This window comes from Nocardia lijiangensis NBRC 108240, from assembly GCF_001613045.1.
GTDB classification, from domain to species: domain Bacteria; phylum Actinomycetota; class Actinomycetes; order Mycobacteriales; family Mycobacteriaceae; genus Nocardia; species Nocardia lijiangensis.
In genome coordinates this window covers 133543-153308 of sequence record NZ_BDBP01000004.1, presented here as the reverse complement: position 1 = coordinate 153308, position 19766 = coordinate 133543, and the positions used below count along the sequence as shown (strand labels likewise).

Below are 19766 nucleotides of genomic sequence, written 5' to 3'. Positions count from 1 at the left end.
CTTCGGCCGGATTGCTGTGCGAGCAAGCCGTCGACGCAGGCACCCGTCAGTCCCTGACCCCGGCGCCCTCCTTCGGCCACGCCTTGGCGAGCCGGAGCAGATCACGCAGACCCGCGGCGCGGTCGTCGTCCCCGAGTGCTTGTCCGGCGCCCGCGGGTATGGCGCCGCGTGGGCGTGGCGGTTCGCCGGAGGCCTTCGCTCGTGCGGCGTACGCGATTCGCCTGGCGTAGTCCTCCATACCCGGCTCGACCGAAAGCTCCGGTTCGTATGGTCGCAGGTGCATCAACGCGTCCTGGATCTCGACCGTCATCCGATACAGTCGTGACCTCGGTTCGTCGCGGTGCGAATCATCCTGCAGCAGAACGATTTCCGGAACGGCGGCGGTGAGATCGCGCCACAGCGGCCGTAACTGCCTGCACGCGCGGCCCTTCCGGTCGAACCCGCTGCGCACCAGCACGGCGCTGAACAGCGGGATCGCGATCAACGCCGCCACGAGCACGAGCATCACGAAAGTGGCAACGGCCCAGGGCAAACCGGGCTCGGCGGACGGCATCCCCGCGAAGATGCGGAACGCTCCGACGCCCGATGCGAAGCAGCAGTACAGCCCGAAGACGAGGAGAGCGGAATACGCCCAACGCTCCCCGGTAGTCGGGTCGGGTGTGCGGAGTTCCCGTACGCACGCTCTGGCGATCAGCGCTCCGCAGCTCGCGATGACGAGACTGCCCACCGTCCAGATCACCCTGTTCTGGTCGGCGGGGCTGCCGAGCAGATCGGACAGCGCCGGGCCCGACAGGATGACCGCTCCCGTCACCGCGCCGACCCTGTTGTATCGCCGCTGCCGGGATCGCAGCGTCACGGAGTCCATACCGTCGAGCAGCCTGGCGAACCCGTACCCGTAGGCCAGCGACAGCGCACCGAGCCCGAGGAACAACTGCTCCGCGAGATCGCGCATGCCGAGCACGCTTGCGATCTCGTAGGCCACGATCGCCGCCAGATCCCAGCTCAGCGCCGCATTGATCAGCCGATCGATCAGCAACTCGTTCACCAGGAACCAACGCCCCACGACGATCGCGGCGAGGAACACGGCCACCGCCACCACGACCGCGAGCGGCAAAGTACTCACGCCCGGCACCCTATCGGCCCGCCCCGATACCCGCCGTGCCGTGGGATATGGATAGGTTAGGCTTGGCTGACTTAATCTGATGGCTCGGAAGGGCCGGTCGAGGAAGCTCCTCGATGAAGGAGGGTTCAACGATGAGGTCTGTTCGGGCGTCCCGCGGTTGGGCGCGGGCGGCGGTGGCCGTGCTGGCCGGCGTCATGGCCCTCGGCGTCACCGCGTGTGGATCGTCGAGTGACGAGGCGAGCGGTGACGGCGAGTCGATCACCGTCAGCCACGTCAGGGGCGAGACCACCATCACCGGGATCCCGAAGAAGGTCGTCGTGCTGGGCAACCAGTGGCTCGACACCAGCCTCGCGCTCGGGGTGACGCCCGCCGCCTACATCGACAACGTCGCGGTGCTCGGCAAGGGCGCGCCGCCCTGGCAGACCAAGATCGATGGGTCCGCGAAGCCGCTGAGCACCACCGGCAACCTCGCCGAACAGGTCGCCGCGCTGGAACCGGACCTGATCCTGGCCGACTCCTTCATCGCCGATCAGAAGAACTACGACGAGTTCTCGAAGGTCGCGCCGACCCTGCCCGGCCTGAGCAAGGAGATCATCACGCCCTGGCAGGACCTGGTGACCACGCTCGGCAAGGTGTTCCACAAGCAGGACGAGGCGACCGAGCTGATCGCGGGCGTGAACGACAAGATCGCGGGCATCACCACGGCCAATCCCGGCCTGAAGGGCAAGACCTTCGCCAGCACCTGGCTGGCCAGTATGACCCAGCTGATGGTGCTCAACGACCCGAACGACGGCTCTGCCAAGGTTTTTGCGCAAATCGGTCTCGGCATCCCGAAGAACCTCGCTGACCTGCCCGCCAACCAGGGCCGCGTCGCGCTGTCCCCGGAGCGCATCAACGAGCTGACCTCCGACCTGCTGCTCGCGGGTTACTCGGCGGGCATGGACGAGAAGTGGCGCCAGCTGCCCGGCTACGCCGACCTGCCCGCAGTGAAGAAGGACGCGGTCGTCTTCCTCACCACGCAGGAGATCACCGCGGTCAACCAGCCGACCGTGCTGTCCATCCCGTTCATCCTGGACAAGCTGTCGCCCGCGCTGGCCAACGCCGCGAAGTAAAAGCGAAAACGTAAGAAGCAAGAGGAGTTTGCCGGTGTCCGCCGTCACGTATCCCGACCAGACCCGGTTCGCCCTGCGCGACGGCGTCACCTGCGTCACCGTGCCCACGGGCGCGGTCCTGCTGAATCCGCCGAACAACCAGAAGCTCACCGGCCTGGGCGCGGCCCAGGTGCAGGCGCTGAAGACGCTGAACCAGGGCCCGTCCACGCTCGGTGAGATGGCGGGCCCTGGCGGCGGCGTCGAGGTCGGCGAGCTGGTGGAGCAGCTGACCGACGGCGGCTGGCTGTCGGTCACCGTGCGCGACGGCGGCCGCGATCTCTACACCATCCGGCCCTTCACCAACCCGCCCGCCCGGCCGACGAGCGCGCTGCCGTGGTCGGCGACCCTGTCGAAATTCGCGGTGCTGCACCGTGACTCGGAGGGTTTCGTGCTGGAGCATCCGCTGGCCTGGTGCGATCTGCGCATCCACGACCCGCGCCTGCTCGCGCTGCTGGACGGACCGGGCGCGGCCGATTCCACGCTGCCCATCGCGATCAAGTCCCAGCTCGCCGCCGACCTGCACTGGTGCGGTTTCCTGGTCGCCGATCCGGCGGCCGAGGAGCGCGAGTTCACCACCCGCAGCTGGAGCGCGCCGGACCTGTGGTTCCACCGCCGCAGCACGCTCGGCCCGCGCACCATCACCTGGGAGCACTTCGGCCCGACCAAGTGGGGTAAGCCGTCCTTCCCGCAGCCGCCCGCGCGCAAGCCGAACTACCCGGGCACCCCGGTCCCGCTGGCGAAGCCCGACCTGGACAAGCTGCGCGTCGCCGACCCCAGCCTCACCGACGTGCTCGAAGACCGGGTCTCCTGCCGCGATTTCGACGACGCCGCGCCGATGACGATCGACCAGCTCGCCGAGCTGCTCTACCGCACCGCCCGCACCCGTTCGGTCCGGCAGGTCACCGAGGGCGAGGAGCTCACCTCGCGCCCGTATCCGTCCGGCGGCAGCGTGTACGAGCTGGAGCTGTACCCGATCGTGCGTAACGTCGCGGGCCTGGAACCCGGGATGTACCACTATGATTCGTTCGACCACGTGCTGCGGCCCGTCGCCCCGGTCGACTCGCCCGCCGTGCAGAAGCTGATCCGCTCCACCTCGGCCACCCTGGTCGACGGCGGCGAACCGCAGCTGGTGCTGGCGATGGCCGCGCGCTCCGGGCGGGTCATGTGGACCTACGAGCAGGTCGCCTACGCGAGCATCCTCAAGCACGTCGGCGTGCTCATGCAGACGGTCTACCTCGCGGCCACCGCGATGGGTCTCGGCGCCTGCGCGCAGGGCTTCAGCGACACCGCCGCGTTCGTGTCCGCCGCGGGCGTGAACGAGCTCGAAGAGTGCAACGTCGGCAGCGTTATCGTCGGTTCGCCCGCACGGGCTCGCTGACCGCGCCCGGCCAGGCTCTGGCCAGCTCGAGCAGGTGCCCGAGTTCGGCGTCCAAATCCTGGCCCGCGTACGGATTCTCCCGCGCCGCCCGTTCCGCCGACGGTGCGGCGCCGGCCGCCTTGGCGTCGACGGCTTGCGCGATCCGGCGCGCGTAGGCCGCGATACCGAGCTCGCCGGAGTCATCCCGCGGCATGTACATCCGCAGGTGCTGTAGCGCGTCCCTGGTCTCGACGACCATGCGGTAGAGGCGCGAGTCCGGTTCGGTGATCCGTCCGGCCGCGGGATGCAGCACGACTTCCGGAACGGCGGCCGTGAGGTCCCGCCAGAGCGGGTGCAAAGTACGTAGTTCCCGCCCGGTGCGGTCCAGTCCACTGCGCGCACCGAAGGCTCGGACCATCGGAATGGCCGTGAGCGTGGTGACGAACAGGTAGACAAGGCACGAGGTCACGGTCCACCGGGTCGGGTAGGTGACGCCGTCGAATACCGACGTCGCCGCGGCGAAAAAGGCTGCGCCGCACCAGTAGGCGGCGGTCACCAGCAGCGCCGAGTAGGCGATTCGCTCCAGCCGCGAACGGGTGCGCGGCATTTCGCGCAGACACGCGCGCACGGTGCGCACCCCGGCCGCGGCCATCGGCAGTTGGAAGATCGCGACCCAGAGAGTGGTCCGCCACCACGTCGCGGGTGCGGCAAGACCGTCACCGAGCAACAGTGACACCGCACCGCTCACCGCGAGCAAGTCGTACGCCCACTGCCTGCGGCGGACCGCCGCGGAGTCGGCGCCGTCGAACAACTCGGCCAATCCGTACACGCTGGCCAGCGCCAGCGCACCGCAGACGAGAAAGACCTTGCTCGGATAGCCGTCGGCACCGAGATCGGTATCCCAGAGCGCCGAGAACACGCACACCGCGCTGAAACTCAACGCCCGGTTGATGAGTTCGTCGGCGTGCGTGTCGTTCACCAGCAGCCACCGGCCGAGGGTGACCAAGGCTTGCAGGACGAACACCGGCACCATCAGCCACATCGGCGCAGCGCCGCTCACGCCGGACACCCCGCCACAGTTCGCGCCGTCACCACGGCGCGAACCCGGCGCGGTCGGCCGGTCCTGGCGTGCGATTCGAGACAATGTTCAGGGCGGAATTCATTGCTCCCGACGCTATCGGTCGTTTCCAGCGCCGCGCCAGACACCCCGGTCGGCCGATCGGAGACCGGCCGACCGGTCCGCATCAGCTCTGCGCCGCCCAGGAACTCTGCAGCGCGGCGAGTGCGTCCTGATCCAGGCCGGAGACCGACATCGCCTCGTGCCGGTGCTTGTCCTCCCCACCGTCTTCGGCGGGTGGGTTCGCGGCGGCCTCGTCGACCGCCGCGGCCAGTTCGGCGATGGTGAAGTACTCGAACACCAGCTGCGGAGTCAGCGGCAGACCCGCCTCGCCCGCGCGGGCCGCCCACTGGATGGCGATGACGCTGTCGCCGCCGAGGCCGAAGAACCCGTCGTCGCGGCCGACGTCGGTGATCTCCAGCAGTTCCTCGAGGATGGCGATCAGGGTGCGCTCGGTATCGGTCTGCGGCGCTTCACTCTCGCCATCGCTGGAACGAGCGGGGACGGGCATCATGTGCACAACCGACCTGGACGGATCCCATTGGCCAGCACGTACTTCCAGCTCGGTGAGCGCCCGGTCGGGCTGCTCGGCGAACGCTTCGAATACCCGGGTGATCACGTCGGCGAAGATCTTGCCGGTCGCGGCCTCGTACAGGTCGGGATTGACCACGACGCGCGTGATCAGGTCACCGGTGATATCGACGGTGTAGTCGAAGTGGAAGTCCATGAACGACACGTCGTAGAACTTGGCGATATCGCGCACCGTTGTCGCCCCGTCCGCGCTGAACGCCACCGGTGCCTGGCGATGCCGGACATGCATCATCACCTGAAACAGCGGGTTTCGCGCGAGCGAGCGCGGCGGGTTGATGGTCTCGACAAGTCGCTCGAACGGCACGCCCTGGCGGCTGATCGCGTCCAGCGCCGCGTCGCGCACCCGGTCCAGCACGACCCGCGGGGTCGGGTCGCCCGAGACGTCGTTGCGCAGCACGACTACGTTGGCGAACAGACCGATCAGGTCGTCGGTCGCCGCGCCGATACGGTTGGCGACGGCCGCGCCGATGGCCAGGTCGTCGCCGGCACCAAGCGCATTCAGCGTTACCGCGCCCACCGCTTGGCAGAGCATGAATTCCGTGGCACCCGCTGCCTCGGCCGTGGCCCTGGCCTTCTCCCAGATCGCGGCGGGCACCGTGCGCTCCGTGGCGATGCCGTTGCGCCCCAGCACCTGCGGTCGCGGCCGGTCGTGCCCGACGGCGATCTCGTCCGGCAGCCCGGCCAGCGCCGCACGCCAGTAATCCAATTGCGCCTGACCGAGCGCACTGACGGCGCGGTCGGGTCCGCGGTCGAACACCTCGCGCTGCCACATCGCGAAATCGGGGAACTGAATGGCGAGTTCCGGCCAGTCCGGAGCCACGCCTCGCGCCCGGGCGCGATAGGCCACGGTGAGGTCGTCGACGAAGATCTGGCAGGAACGGCGGTCGGCGATGATGTGGTGCATCAGGATCGACAGCACACTGGTTCGCTCGTCCAGCACCAGCAGGCGCAGCTGCAGCAGCGGCTCCGCCTGCAGATCGAAGACGTAGTCGGCGTCGGCGGCGAGTTCCGACTCGAGCCTTTCCGCACTGCCGTGCAGATCCAGCACCGGCACCTCGACGTGCCCGGCCGGGTGCACGAGCTGGTATGGGGTGCCCTCGTGCTCGGGGAACGTGGTGCGCAGCGATTCGTGCCTGGCCACCACGTCGTCGATCGCGGCGAACAGCGCTGCGTGGTCGATCGGTCCGTCGAACCGGATCGGGTAGGTGACGTTCTCGCCGTCGATCGAGCCCTCCATGCGCCGCTGCAGCCAGTACGCGCGTTGCGAGTACGACAGCGGGATGTGCTCGGGCCGCTCTCTGCGTACCAGCTCCGGCCGCGACGAGGTGCGCACGTCCGCGGCGGCGGTCTGGTCGGCGTCGATTGCCTCGGTCTCGCCGAGTTCGTCGAGATCGATACCGAATTCGTCCAGGAACGAGGCGACCAGGTGGGCCGCGAGGCCCGCGACGGTCGGCTTGTCGAACGGCACGCGCATATCGATCTCGATGCCGAATTCGGCGCGGATCATCGTGATCAGGCGGGCCGCGAGCAGCGAGTGACCGCCGAGCTCGAAGAACGAGTCGTCGGCGCCGATCCGGTCCTGGTTGAACAAGGTGGCGTAGAGCGCGGCGACGCGAATTTCGGTGGGGGTCCGTGGTTCCCGATAGCTACGGGCCACCGCGAGTTCCGGCGCGGGCAGCGCCCGCTTGTCGAGCTTGCCGTGCGCGGTGAGCGGCACCTCGTCGATGACGGTCAGCGCCGCGGGCACCATATACTCCGGCAGCCGCGCGCCGACGAACGCGCGCACAGTGTCCAGGTCCAGTTCGACGCCGGGCGCAGGAACCACATATCCGGCCAGGATCGGTCCGAGCGACTCGTGCTCGGTGACGATCACAACGCAGTGCGCGACGCCGGGATGATCGGTGACGGTGGCCTCGACCTCGCCGAGCTCGATGCGATGCCCGCGCACCTTGACCTGCTCGTCGGCGCGGCCGACGAACTCGATCTCGCCGTGCGCGTTGCGCCGCGCGAGATCGCCGGTGCGGTAGAGCCTTTCGCCGGACAGAAAGGGGTCGGCGACGAAGCGCTCGGCGCTCAGGCCTGGGCGGTGCAGGTAGCCGCGGGCCAGCTGGCGTCCGCCCAGGTAGATCTCGCCGACGACGCCGTTGGGCACCAGTTGCAGCGCCTCGTCCAACAGGTAGACGTACACGTTCTGGTTCGGCAAGCCGATCGGCACGATCCCGGTGCCCTGCGGCCCTTCCACCGGCATGTGGGTCGAGCACACCACGGCCTCGGTGGGGCCGTAGTGGTTGCGCAGCTCCGCGTCGAACTGGGTCGCGAACCGGTCGGCGACCTCACCGGGGAGCGCCTCGCCGCCGACCGGCACGTGGCGCAGCGTGCGCCAGTCGTTGACCTCGGGCAGCACCAGGAAGGTGGCCAGCATCGAGGGCACCATGTGCAGCACCGAAACGCCTTGGCGAGTCACGAGATCCGCGACGTACGGGATGTCTCGGTAGGCGTTCGGCTTCGGCACGACGACCCGCGCGCCTGCCGTCAGTGTGACGAAGATGTCCAGTAGCGAAGCGTCGAAGCTCACCGAGGTCGACTGCAGCACCCGGTCCTGCGGGGTGAGGTCCCACTCGGCGTTGAAGCCGGCAATGTGCTCGGCGATGGCGTCGTGCGGGACGGGCACGCCCTTGGGCTTGCCGGTGGAGCCCGAGGTGTAGATGACGTAGGCCGTGTTCGACGGCCGCAGCGGCGCACGGCGGTCGGCATCGGTCGGGTCGGTGTCGGGGCGGTCCTGCGCATCGCCTTCCGCGGCGGACAGCGCTTCGGCGTCGAGCGCGAGCTCGGGGCGGGCGTCCGAGAGCAGGTATTCGATCCGGTCGGCCGGGTACGCCGGGTCGATCGGCAGGTAGGCCGCACCGGCTTTGAACACGGCGATGGTGGCGACGATGAATTCGACGGAGGTCGCCATGCGCAGCGCGACGATGTCCTCCGCGCCGACGCCGCGGCCGATCAGCCAGTGCGCCAACCGATTCGCGCGCCGGTTCAGCGCGTCGAAGGTGAGCTGGACGTCGTCGGAGGCCACCGCGACATGGTCGGGCGCCGCGGCGACGCGCTCCTCCAACATCGCGACCAAGGTGGTCGCCGGCATTTCGGCGAGCGGGCCGTGCGAGGCGGCCAGCACTTCGGCGCGATCGGCGTCGCCGAGAATGTCGATGTCGCGCAGGCGAAGCCGGGTGTCGCGCAGCACGCTGTCCAGCAATTGCACGTAGTGGTCGAGGAATTGGGTGACCAGGTGCTCGTCCAGGGCATCGACCAGGTAGGTCGCCTCGACCCGCGCGCCCGCGCTGTCGAGCACCACCATCAGGCCGAGTTCTTCCTGAGCCACCCCGCTGCCCAGCGGCAGTTCGGCGGATTCGACGCCCGCCAGGTCGAAGCCGTTGGCCTCGCCGCGCACACTGAAGCTGAGCTGCACCAGCTGCGCCATCGCGTCGCGGCCCGCGACACGCTCCGGGCCGACCTCGCGGACCACGCGGTCGATGCCGACGCCCTGGTGGCCGAACGCGCCGACGCAGGCGACGCGGGTCCGCTCCAGCAGCGCGGCGAAATCGGCGGAGCTGTCCAGGTCCGCGCGGACCAGCACGGCGTTGCCGAAGTAGCCGATCAGCCCCTCCGCACCTGCGCGCCGGTTGACGACGGGCACCGAGACGAGGAAATCGGTGGCCGCTGTGTATCGGTGCACCAGTGCCTGGAACGCGGCGAGCAGCACCGTGAACGGCGTGGCCGAGTGCTCGCGGGCGAGCTCGGTGACCCGCGCCATCAGCTCCGGCGAGAGCGGCCGCGTGCGCTTGTCGGCGTTCTTGGACGGGGTGGCCACCGCCGCCTTGTTCGGCAGCTCGAGGCGCTCGGGCAGCGGCGTCAGCGTCTCGCGCCACCAAGCCAGATCCGCCGCGTCGGCGTCGGCCGCGCTCGCGCCGACCTCGACATCGACGTACTGGGCACGCAGCTCCGGCAGGTCGTCACCGCGGTAGGCAGCGTTGACCTCGGCGAAGAACACCGGCCACGAGTCGTCGTCCCAGCCGACGTGGTGCACGACCATGATCAGCACGTGCTCGTCGGCCGCGGTGCGGGCCAGCGTCGCGCGCAGCGGCAGGTCGGTGCTCAGGTCGAAAGAACGCGCGAACTCGCGGCGGGCGAGCACCTCGACCCGTAGGTTCCGGCTCGCCTCCGCCAGATCGCTGAGATCGTGCTCCTGCCACGGCAATTCGGCGGCGTCGCGGGACACCTGGAACGGCTCGCCGTCGGCGTCGACCCCGTAGGTGGTGCGCAGCACTTCGTGCCTGGCAAGGACGGTGGCGCAGGCCGCGCGCAACCGCTCGGCGTCCAGCGCTCCGGTCAGCCGGTAGGCGACGCACACGTTCAGCGTGGTGTCGGCCGGGTCGAGCCGCTGCACGAACCACATGCGCCGCTGGGCGTCCGACAGCGGGCTCGGCTCGCCGCTGGTGCGAGTGCGCACCGGAGCGGGCGCGGCCGCCTTCACGTCGTTTTCGCGCAATCGGCGCTGCAGCAGCTGCTTACGCCGCTCGAGAATGTCGTCTGACATGGTGGTCCTTCGATTCAGCTGACGGGCTTGGGGTTCCGGGTTCACGCGGACGTCGCGGGCGGTCCGCCGACGGCGACGGGCGCGATCGCGTGCGCCAGCGCCGCGACGGCGGCGTGCCAGATCTCGGCGAGCCGTGCCACGTCGGCGGCGGAGAACAGGGCATCGCTCCACCGCAGCAGGGTGACCAGCTGCGGCCCGGCGTCGGTGGGCTGCACGCCCGCGATGACGTCCATGGCGTACCGGAGTGGGAAATCGGGTTCGGGTGCGGTCGGCAACTGGGTGAACAGTTCCACCTCGTGGACCGGCGACCACGGCTTGCGCGCGACGGCGAGGTCCATCCGGCCGAGGTAGTCGAACAGCACCTGCGGCTCGGGAGCCGCGGCGAGTTCGGCGTCGGCCTCCAGGTAGCGCAGGACGCCGTAGTCGACACCGTTGTTCGGCACCGCGGCCAGCGTCGCAACGACGGAATCGAGCAGCGCCCGTGCCACGGCCGGATCCTGTTCCGCGGCAGCCACATCCACCGCGTCCGCGCCCGCGCCGAAGCGCGCGGGGAAGACGCTGGTGAACCAGCCGACCGTCTGCGCGGTGTCGATGCCGTCGCCAAGCACCTCGTCCTCGCGGCCGTGGCCCTCCATCGCGAGGTACGCGCCGCCACTGGCGTCCTGGCCGCGTTCGCGGCGCCAGGTGGTCAGGGTCGCGGCCAGCGCCGCGAGCAGGAATTCGCGCACGCCGAACTCGCCGCTGAGGGCGTCGAGCACCGCGGCGGTCGTCTCCGGCGCGGTGAACAGCGGCTGCACCCGGTAGGAGGACCAAGTATCGGTGCTCGGGTCCGGCCGCCGGGCGGCGAGCACCGGGTCCGGCGCGGTCGTCTGCGCGACCCAGTAGTCGCGCTGTGCGGCGACCTCGGCGCTGCCCGCGCGGGCCCGGGTCCGCTCGGCCCAGGTGCGGTACGCGGTGTACTCGACCGGTGGCGCGAGCTCGGCCACCGGCGTGCCCGCCGACAGCTGGTCCCAGGCCGCGGACAGGTCCGCGCACACGATGTGCCAGGAGACCGGGTCCACCGCGAGGTGATGGATATCGATCAGCAGCAGGTCCGGCGCGTCGGCGCGGGTGAACCACACCGCGCGCACCAGATCGCCGGTGAGCGGGTCGATCTCGTCGGCGACGGCTTGGGCCTGCGTGCCGAGTTCCGTCGGGAAGTTCGGGCCCGCTTCGATTCTGGTCAGGATGTCCGCGGCGCGCACCACACCCGGCTCGCGGGTGACGACGTCGTATCCGGCTGCGGTCTCGACGAATCGGGCGCGCAGCATGTCGTGGCCGTCGAGCAGGGATTGGAGCACCGCTTCCAGGCGCGGGCCGTCGATATCGGCGGGCAGCTCCAGCAGGGTGTTCAGCGCCAGCCTGCGGTAGTTGCCGTGCTCGTGCATCCAGGACAGGATCGGCACCTGGCCGACGGAGCCGTACTCTGCGACGGCGCCGGTCTGCTCGGCGCCCGCGCCCGCGTCGATGGCCGCCGCGAGTTCGCGGATCGACCCCGCGGTGAGCACCGCGCGCGGGCTCGTCGCGATGCCCTTGCGGCGCAAGGCGTTCACCAGCGAGATCGCGACGATGCTGTCCAGACCCAGCTCGACCAAATGGTCGTCGATGCCGGGCTCAGCGCCGCCGGTGAGTTCGGCGACGGTCGCGCACAGCGCGCGCTCGGTGTCGGAGGTCGGCGCGGTGCTGGCCGCGGCGCTGTCCAGCGCGGCGTTCGCCAGCGCCTCGAGCTGGCGCGCGTCGAGCTTGCCGTTGCTGGTGACCGGCAGTCCGCCGACCGCAAGGATGCGGTGCGGCACCATGTAACCGGGCAGCCGATCGGTGAGTTCGGCGCGCAGCCGGGCGGATTCGAGTTCCGCGCCGACCGCGAAGCCGACGAGCACCGGTCCGCTCGGGCGGCGCAGCACCAGGACCGCGGCCTCCCGGACGCCGGGCAGCGCGTGCAGCGCGGCCTCGATGTCGCCGATCTCGATGCGGTAGCCGCGGATCTTCACCTGGTCGTCGGCGCGGCCGAGGTAAGCGAGATCGCCGGAGGGCAAGCGCCGCACCAGGTCTCCGGTGCGGTACATGCGATGACCGGGCCGGAACGGGTCCGCGACAAAGCGTTCGGCGGTGATGCCCGGCTTGCCCGCGTAGCCGCGCGCCAGCTGCGACCCGGAGAGGTACAGCTCGCCGAGGACGCCGTGCGGCGCCGGACGCAGCCGGGAATCGAAGACGTAGCCGGTCATTCCGGTGGTGGGCGAGCCGATGGTCGGCGTCGCCTTCGGGTCGGAGACGGACGCCACCACCGCTTCCACCGTGGTCTCGGTGGGGCCGTAGCAGTTGTGCACCGCTGTATCCGGCAAGGCGCACAGCTGCTTCCACAGCGGCACGCCGATGGCCTCGCCGCCGAGGGCGAGCACCGCGAGATCGGCGCCGCCCTCGTGCACCAGGCCCGCGGCGGCCAGCTGGGCGAACATCGACGGCGTGGTGTCGATCATGTCGATGTCGTGCCTGCCGATCCCGTCGACCAGGCGGTGCGCGTCGCGCATCTCCTCGGCGTCGAACAGGTGGTTCGACTGACCGTCGAGCAGGCCGATCATCGGCTGCCAGGACGCGTCGAAGCTCAGCGACCAGGCGTGCGCGATCCGCAGCGGCCTGCCGAGCCGGGCCGTCGCAGGCCGGTACACCCGGTCGCGGTGGTCGGCGAAGTAGGAGGCCAGCGCGGCGTGGGTGCCCATGACGCCCTTGGGTTCTCCGGTCGAGCCGGAGGTGAAGATGAGGTACGCGCGCTGCTCCGGGTGCCCGGCGACCGGGGCGGTGAGCGCCGCGGAGTCGGTCACGACCGCGCCGAACGCCTCGACCGGCGGCAGCGACTCGATCTCGGCGAGTGCGGGCACGCCCGCGCCGTCCACCAGGATCAGGCGCGGATTCGACTGACGCACAATCGATTCGATCCGCGCGGCGGGCAGCGTGATGTCGACCGGCACGTAGGCCGCGCCGGCCGCGAGCACACCGAGGATGGCCACGATGGACTCGGCCGAACGCGGCATCGCCAGGGCGACAACGTCTTCGGCGCCGATACCGCGGGCGGCGAGCCCACCGGCGAGGCGCAGCGCGGCGTCGGACAGCTCGCGATAGGTATAGCGCTCGTTCTCGGTGCTCAGCGCCAAGGCGTCCGGCGTCGCGGCCACCTGGCGGGCGAACAGCTCCGGCACCGTCACGCCGAGCACGTCAGCGGCCGGGGCGGCGGGCGGTTGCGGCCGCTCCCCCGGCAGCAGCACGTCGAGCGAATCCTGGCCCGCGTCACCGATGTCGGGCAGCTGGCGCAGCACCTCTACCAGGCGTGCGCCGAGGTCGGCGGGCGAGATCTCGCCGAGCACCGATTCGACGGCCTCCACCACCACGGCCAGCTCGCCGTTGAGCAGGTAGGAGACGACCGCGAGCGGGTAGTGGGTCAGGCTCTCCGACGCGGTCGGCCGGAACGTGGTGCCGTCCGCGGTGGTTATCGCTTGCAGCACATCGGCGACCGGCGCGTTCTCGTACACGAAGAGCGTGTCGAACAGGGCGCCGCGCCCGGTGGCCCGCTGGATAGCGGACAGGCTCAGATATCCGTTGTCGCGCATGGTCGCCGACGCGCGCTGCAACTGGGCGCAGCCGCTCGCCACCCCGCCCGCGGCATCCAGCTCGTCGAGCCGGATGCGCACCGGGATGGTGTTGATGAACAGGCCGATCATGGTCTCCACACCGGCCAGCTCGTCCGGCCTGCCGGAGACGGTGGTGCCGAAGACGACGTCGCTGCGGTCGGTCAGCCTGCCGAGCACGATCGCCCACGCGAACTGGACGACCGTGTTCATGGTCAGCCCGTTCGCGCGGGCCCAGCGCTGCACCCGGTCGGTGTCGGCGCCGTCGAGGACCACCTTGTGGATGGTCGGCACGATCGTGTTCACCGCCGCGTCGGAGCGGTCGGCGAGAATCAGCGGGTCGGCATCGGCGAGGTAATCGGCCCAGCCGCGCAGGGTGGCCTCGTTGTCGCGGGCCGCGAGCCAGCCGATGTAGTCGCGATAGGGGCGCGGCGCGGGCAGCGCGGCCACCGAGCCGCCCGCCTCGTAGACCGCGAACAGCTCGCGGAAGAACACACCGAGCGACCAGCCGTCCATCAGGATGTGGTGCGCGGTCACGATCATCCGGTGCGACCCGTCGGGCAGAGCGACCATCGCGACGCGCAATGCCGGACCGCGGGACAGGTCGAAGCTGTGGCGGGCCTCGGAGGCCACGATCGCCTCGAGTTCCCTTTCGTCGGCAGCCCTTTCGAACCACGGCAGTTCCACCGCGGTGGGCACGATCTGTACCGGCTTCGGCACGTCGCGGTCCCAGAACGCGGCGCGCAGGTTGGCGTGCCTGCGCAGGATCGCCTCGACGCTGCGGCGCAGCAGCGCCACGTCGACCGGGCCCCCGACCTCGATCACGAACTGCATGTTGTAGAGGTCGCCGTCACCGGCCAGCTTGGCGAGCGAGAACAGGCCCTCCTGCAACGGACTGAGGGCGAGCACATCCTCGATCTGCGGCGGCGCCGCCTTGCGCTCGGGCGCCTGCGTGGTCTCCGACATTCCAGCGGACTCCTCAGCCTTTGTTCTCGGACATCAGCGACACGACGTCATCCAGGGACGCGCCGCCGAGAATGGCGGCGACCGGAAGGTCGCGGTTCAGTTCGGCCTTGAGCCGTTTGCGCAGATCGAGCGCCTGCAACGAGTCCATGCCCAGCGAGACCAGCGGGACCGTGCCGTCGATGGCCTCGCTGCCGTCGGAGAGCATGACGCGGTCCAGCTCCTTGCGGATACGTTCGGCGAAGCCCGCTTCCGGAAGCGACGGCGCGGAAACCACTGGGGCCGGGGCGGTCTCGGCGCGCACCGGCTCGGCGGCCTGTGCGGTCGGCGCGGGAGCGGGAGCGGGAGCCAGTTCCGCCAGCGCGTCGAGCGCTGAGGCGAAAACCGGTTCGAGTCCGACGGTTTCGGTGACGCCGCGCAGCTTCGACCAGTCCGCCGCGAGCACCAGGCTGTTGGCGGAGGTGTCGGCCAGCCCGGCCGCCACCGCGCCGGCCGCCGCCATCGGCAGCAGACCCGAGCCCTCGATCCTGGCCTCGACCGCCGCGTCGGCCGCGGCGGGCAGCACCCACAGACCCCACTGCACCGACGTGCACGCGCGGCCCTCGGCGCGCAGCCGCCAGGCCATGGCGTCGAGCATGCGGTTGGTGCCCGCGTACAGCGCCTGGCCCCAGCCGCCGAGGGTGGCGGCGAAGGACGAGCACAGCAGCACGGTGGCGGCCGGTGTCATCGGCAGGGCGCGCAGCACCTCGCCGAAGCCGACCACCTTGGCGGCGCCCGCCTGGGCGACGGCCGCGGCGTCGGCGTCCGTCGCGGCGGAGTACACGTAGTCCACGGCCGCGTGCGCCAGCAGGCTCACCGGGCGGTCCGCGTACCGGGCGGCCAGCTCGGCGACCGCGGCGGGATCGCTGATATCGCAACCGAACACGTCGATCTCGGTGTCGCCGAGCGCGCGGACGGCGCGCAGCCGTTCGGTCAGGGCGGCAGTCTCGCCGCTGCGGTTCACGAGAGTGATCCGGCGCGCGCCGTCGCGGACGAACTGCGCGCAGAACTCCAGGCCGACGTGCCCGGTGCCGCCGACGATCAGCACTTCGGCGAGATCGGGTGCGGCGGCCGTCGTGGCCTGCTCGGCCACGGCGAGTCGCTTGGCGTGCAGCTTGCCGTCGCGCATCGCGAGTTCGGGCTCACCCGCCAGGTGCAGGGCTTCCAGGATCCGGTCGGCGGGCAGCTTCTGCTCCAGCGCCGGGTAGTCCGCGGGCAGGTCGATGCGGCGGAAGGTGACGCCGATGCGCTCCAGCGCGACGCAGCGGAAGGCCGCACCGGCCGCGGCGGCGGCGAGCGCGGGAATCTCGTTCTCGCCCACCGCTTCCGCACCCGCCGTAACCAGCCAGCACTCGGTGACGCGCGGGCCGAGCGCCGCGAGCCAGCCCTGATCGGTAGCGAAGTCGGCGAACTCGGCGACCGCGGCCGCCTCGTCCTGCGCGCTGCTCGGAGGCAACAGCACCACGACCGTGTCGGCCTGCTCGACGGGCGAACCATCGAACATCGTCACCGACGCGCCGTGCCGTTCGGCGCGCTCGCGCAGCGCGGCGGACAGCTCGGCGCAGCGACCGTCGCGGTCGACGACGGCCACCGTGCGCGGCGGCGTCAGCGTGCGCCGGGAGAGCCGAGTCCAGTTCTCCGCCAAGCGAACCGGCGCGACCTCGGCAGGTCCCGCCGTCTCCGCGGACCGATACGGTGCCCACAGCCGCTTCGGCGACATCTGGGTGTGCGGGAAGTTCGGCAGCGGAAGCCGGACGGCGGAGCCCGCCACTCGCAGGCTCTGCCAGTCGTAGTTCAGGTCGTGCACGGCAAGGGTCGCGAGGTTGCGCGTGAAATCCTCCAGCCCGACCGCGGTGCGCCGCGAGGTGCCGAGCACCTGGAAGTCGCGCGGTCCGGTTGCCGGGTCGTCCGGCACGGTGGCCAGGTTCTCCTGCAGCGCCAGTTGCAGCGTGGGGTGTTCGGCGACCTCGATGAAGGTGTCGACCTCGGCGGTGGCGGCCACGACGGCGCGGTCGAAGCGGACCCGGTTGCGCAGGTTCCAGTACCAGTACTGCCGGTGCGTGATGTCCGGTGTGATCGGACCGCCGAGAGTGCCGCCGTAGCAGGTGATGTCGGTGGGCGAGAAGGTCGGCGCGCTCATCTCGTCGCCGAGCACCGACTCCATCTCATTGCGGAGCTTGATCAGGAACGTGGTGTGCGCCGGGTAGGCGACCTTGATCTCCTTGGCGAACTTCCCCGCGGCGTTGGCCATCGCCACCATCTCGGCGACGGTGTCCTGGTCGCCGGAGATGGCAAGGATGTGCGGCGCGTTCACGACGGCGAGCTCGGCCCAGCCGGAATGCCTGGCCAGCAGCGCCTCGCACGCCTCGCGGTCCATGCCGAGCACGGCCATCGAGTACTGCTCGGGGTACACGACCTCGTCCACGAACCGCGCCCGGTGGGTTACGGCCAGCACCGCGTCGCGCCGGGTCATGATGCCCGACACCCAGCCCGCGGCCAGTTCGCCTTGGCTGTGGCCGACCGTCGCGACCGGGCGCACCCCGTACGCCTGCCACATGGCGGCCAAGCCGGACATGTGGAACATCAAGGCGGGCTGCACTTCCCAGACCGTGTCCTGGTATTCGCCCTCGTTTCCGAGCAAGTAGTGGAACGGCGCGATGTGGCCGTAGCGCTGCTCGTGGATCTCGACGCAGGCGTCGACCTCGGCGCGGTACTCCGGTGAGTTCTCGTAGTAGGAGCGGCCCATGCCCGGCCGCTGACTGCCCTGACCGGGGAAGACGAAACCGACGCGGCGCGGCGAAGCGAGTCCGACGGTGCTCACCACCGCGGGGTGCGGGGCGTCCGCGACGACGGCGCGCAGCGCGTCGAACAGGTCGTCGCGGGTGCGCACCATCGCGAGCGCGCGGCGGCGGCGCGCGATCCTGGTGCGGAACAGCATGTCCGACACGGCGTCCGGCGTCACGCGCTCGTGGCGCTCCAGGTAGGAGAGCACGGCGGCGGCTTCGGCGCGCAGCCCGTCGGCGGTGTCGGAGGACAGCAGCACCGGAACGGCGCCGTCCGGGAGACGGTAATCAGGCATCGATATCCTCCAGAACCGGCATGGCCAGGATGGCGTGCGCGTTCGTGCCAGCGACGCCGAACGACGAGACCGCGGCGTAGCGGAAGCCCTCGTGCGCTTGCCACGGCTCGAGCTTCGTGGCCAGACGCAGCCCGGTCGCGCTCCAATCCACCGCGGGGGCGGGATCGCCCGCGTGCAGTGTCGGGGCGATGTGGCCGTTGGCGCCGCACAGCAGCACCTTGATCAGCCCGAGCATGCCCGCGGCGGCCTGCGCGTGGCCGACGTTGGTCTTCACCGAACCCAGCCGCGGCCCGCGCTCGGTATCGGTGCCGTAGGTCTTGCACAGCGCGGTGAGCTCCAACGGGTCGCCCACCGGCGTTCCGGTGCCGTGCCCCTCGACGAGGCCGACCAGGCTCGGGTCGATGCCTGCCGCGTCGATCGTCTTGCGCACCAGCGCTTCCTGCGCCTGCGCGCTCGGCACCGCGATCGGCGCGCCCTTGCCGTTGTGGTTGACCCTCGTGGCCAGCACCCTGGCGTACACGCGGTGGCCGAGCTCGCGGGCCCGCGACTCGCGTTCCAGCACGACGACTCCGGCGCCCTCGCCCCACAGGGTTCCGGTGGCGCTCGCGGAGTAGGCGCGCAGGTGGCCGTCCGCGGCCAGCGCGTTGTTCTTGGCGAACTCGTAGAACGCGCCGGGCGAACCCATCACGCACACGCCGCCCGCGAGCGCCCAGTCGCATTCGCCGTTCCGGATCGCAGCGGCGGCCTGATGCACGGCGGTCAGCGACGACGCGCACGCGGTGTCCACGGTGATCGACGGCCCTACCAGGCCGAGGCCGTGCGAGATGCGCCCGGCGACCGCGCCGAGCGCGGTGCCGACGGCTCGGTAGCCGTTGTACTCGTTGACTTCTCCCGCGCGCGGGCCGTATTCGGAGAACGAGGCGCCCATGAAGCAGCCGACCTCGTCACCCGCCAGCGCACCGGGATTGATGCCCGCGTGTTCGAGCGCGCGCCAGGCCACCCGCAACGCGACCCGCTGCTGCGGATCCATCGCGACCGCCTCACGCGGCGTGATTCCGAAGAATTGCGGATCGAATTCGGTTGCGGTGGAAAGGAATCCACCGGCGTCCGGCACGGAGCCCCAGCCTTCGTTCCGGTCGAGGGCGAACATTTCGCGTAGCGGCCATTCCCGGTCGCGCGGAAAAGGTCCGATCAATTCTCGCGATTCGGCGAGTGCCGACCAGAAATCGTCCAGATTGTCGACGCCCCCCGGCGCTTCCACCGCCATACCGGCGATGACAATGTGATCTTCGTCCCCCGAAACAGAGCGTGCCATGCCAAACCTAACGTGCGAATTCGCGAACTATCTCGCGGAAAGAACTTCGGACGTCAGCAATTCAGCAATGCCGTCCACGTGGTCGTTCAGGTAGAAATGCCCGCCGTCGAAAAGGGTGACGGTGATGTCCCGCTCGCTGTGCGTCGCCCACTCCTGCAGGTGCCGCGCGGTGACGTGCTCGTCGTCGGAGCCGCCCATGACGTGCAGCCTGGTGCGCAGCTTCACCTCGGGCCCGCACACATAGCGGTCGAAGGCGGCGTAGTCGGCCTTGAGGGCGGGAAGCGTCATGCGCATGATCTCGCGGCTGCCGAGCACATCCGCGCCGGTGCCGTTGAGCCCGGCGAGATGATCGAGCAGCGCCTCGTCCTCGGTGGGGTGCTGCGGCATGTCGACGACCCGGAACGGCGCGACCGCGCCCGAGGCGCCGAACAGGTTCACCTCGACGCCCGCGGCCTCGGCCTGGCGGACGAATTCGAACCCGACCATCGAGCCCATGCTGTGCCCGAAGACCGTGATGGGCTCGCCGCGGTGGTATTCCGACTCCAGGAACGCGCTCAGCGCGCCCGCCGCCACCTCGGGCAGGGTCGTCGGCATCGGCTCGGCCGCCCGGTCCTGACGGCCCGGGTACTGGAAGATCACGACGTCGAAATTCTCGCTCAGCGCCTTGGAGAAGGTGCGGTAGGCGGAGGCGCCGCTGCCCGCGTGCGGGAACATCAGCAACGTCGGGCTCGATTCCGAGCTCGGCTTGTGGAATTTGCGAATCCAACCAAGGGTTTTCGGCATT

The 19766-nt window shown here is 70.4% G+C and carries 9 protein-coding genes; 2 read left to right on the top strand and 7 right to left on the bottom strand.

Features of this window, described 5'->3' with window-relative positions:
- Nucleotides 1-46: 46 nt before the first annotated feature.
- The gene (locus NL1_RS02060; RefSeq protein WP_156094600.1) at nt 47-1123 is read right to left on the bottom strand and encodes an MAB_1171c family putative transporter; all 1077 of its coding nucleotides are present in this window, start codon (nt 1121-1123) and stop codon (nt 47-49) included.
- 131 nt (nt 1124-1254) lie between these two features.
- On the opposite strand from NL1_RS02060, the gene NL1_RS02055 reads away from it, so the two are divergent.
- Together NL1_RS02055 and NL1_RS02050 are read left to right on the top strand one after the other, a co-directional pair.
- Entirely contained in the window at nt 1255-2235 is a 981-nt protein-coding gene (locus tag NL1_RS02055) for an ABC transporter substrate-binding protein (protein ID WP_067833525.1), read from the top strand.
- A gap of 34 nt (nt 2236-2269) precedes the next feature.
- Nucleotides 2270-3652 (top strand): SagB family peptide dehydrogenase, encoded by a 1383-nt coding sequence (locus NL1_RS02050; RefSeq protein WP_067833522.1) that lies wholly within the window; start codon nt 2270-2272, stop codon nt 3650-3652.
- Here NL1_RS02050 and NL1_RS02045 read toward each other — a convergent pair.
- From NL1_RS02045 to NL1_RS02020, 6 genes are all read right to left on the bottom strand, one after another.
- Nucleotides 3621-4691, bottom strand: coding sequence for an MAB_1171c family putative transporter (locus NL1_RS02045; RefSeq protein ID WP_156094599.1), 1071 nt, complete (start codon nt 4689-4691; stop codon nt 3621-3623). The two genes, NL1_RS02050 and NL1_RS02045, sit on opposite strands and share 32 nt — an antisense overlap.
- Before the next feature lie 184 nt (nt 4692-4875).
- Nucleotides 4876-9927, bottom strand: coding sequence for a non-ribosomal peptide synthetase (locus NL1_RS02040; RefSeq protein ID WP_067833516.1), 5052 nt, complete (start codon nt 9925-9927; stop codon nt 4876-4878).
- Nucleotides 9928-9968: 41 nt separating this feature from the next.
- Nucleotides 9969-14552 (bottom strand): non-ribosomal peptide synthetase, encoded by a 4584-nt coding sequence (locus NL1_RS02035; protein ID WP_067833513.1) that lies wholly within the window; start codon nt 14550-14552, stop codon nt 9969-9971.
- Nucleotides 14553-14565: 13 nt separating this feature from the next.
- Complete coding sequence (gene nbtC / locus NL1_RS02030) at nt 14566-17667, bottom strand: nocobactin polyketide synthase NbtC (protein ID WP_084510222.1); 3102 nt, start codon at nt 17665-17667, stop codon at nt 14566-14568.
- Nucleotides 17660-18982: a beta-ketoacyl [acyl carrier protein] synthase domain-containing protein gene (locus NL1_RS02025; protein WP_067833506.1), complete on the bottom strand. Its 1323-nt coding sequence runs from the start codon at nt 18980-18982 to the stop codon at nt 17660-17662. The genes nbtC and NL1_RS02025 overlap by 8 nt, the downstream gene beginning before the upstream one ends.
- A 27-nt stretch (nt 18983-19009) precedes the next feature.
- Nucleotides 19010-19765, bottom strand: coding sequence for a thioesterase II family protein (locus NL1_RS02020; protein ID WP_067833504.1), 756 nt, complete (start codon nt 19763-19765; stop codon nt 19010-19012).
- Nucleotide 19766: the final 1 nt, after the last annotated feature.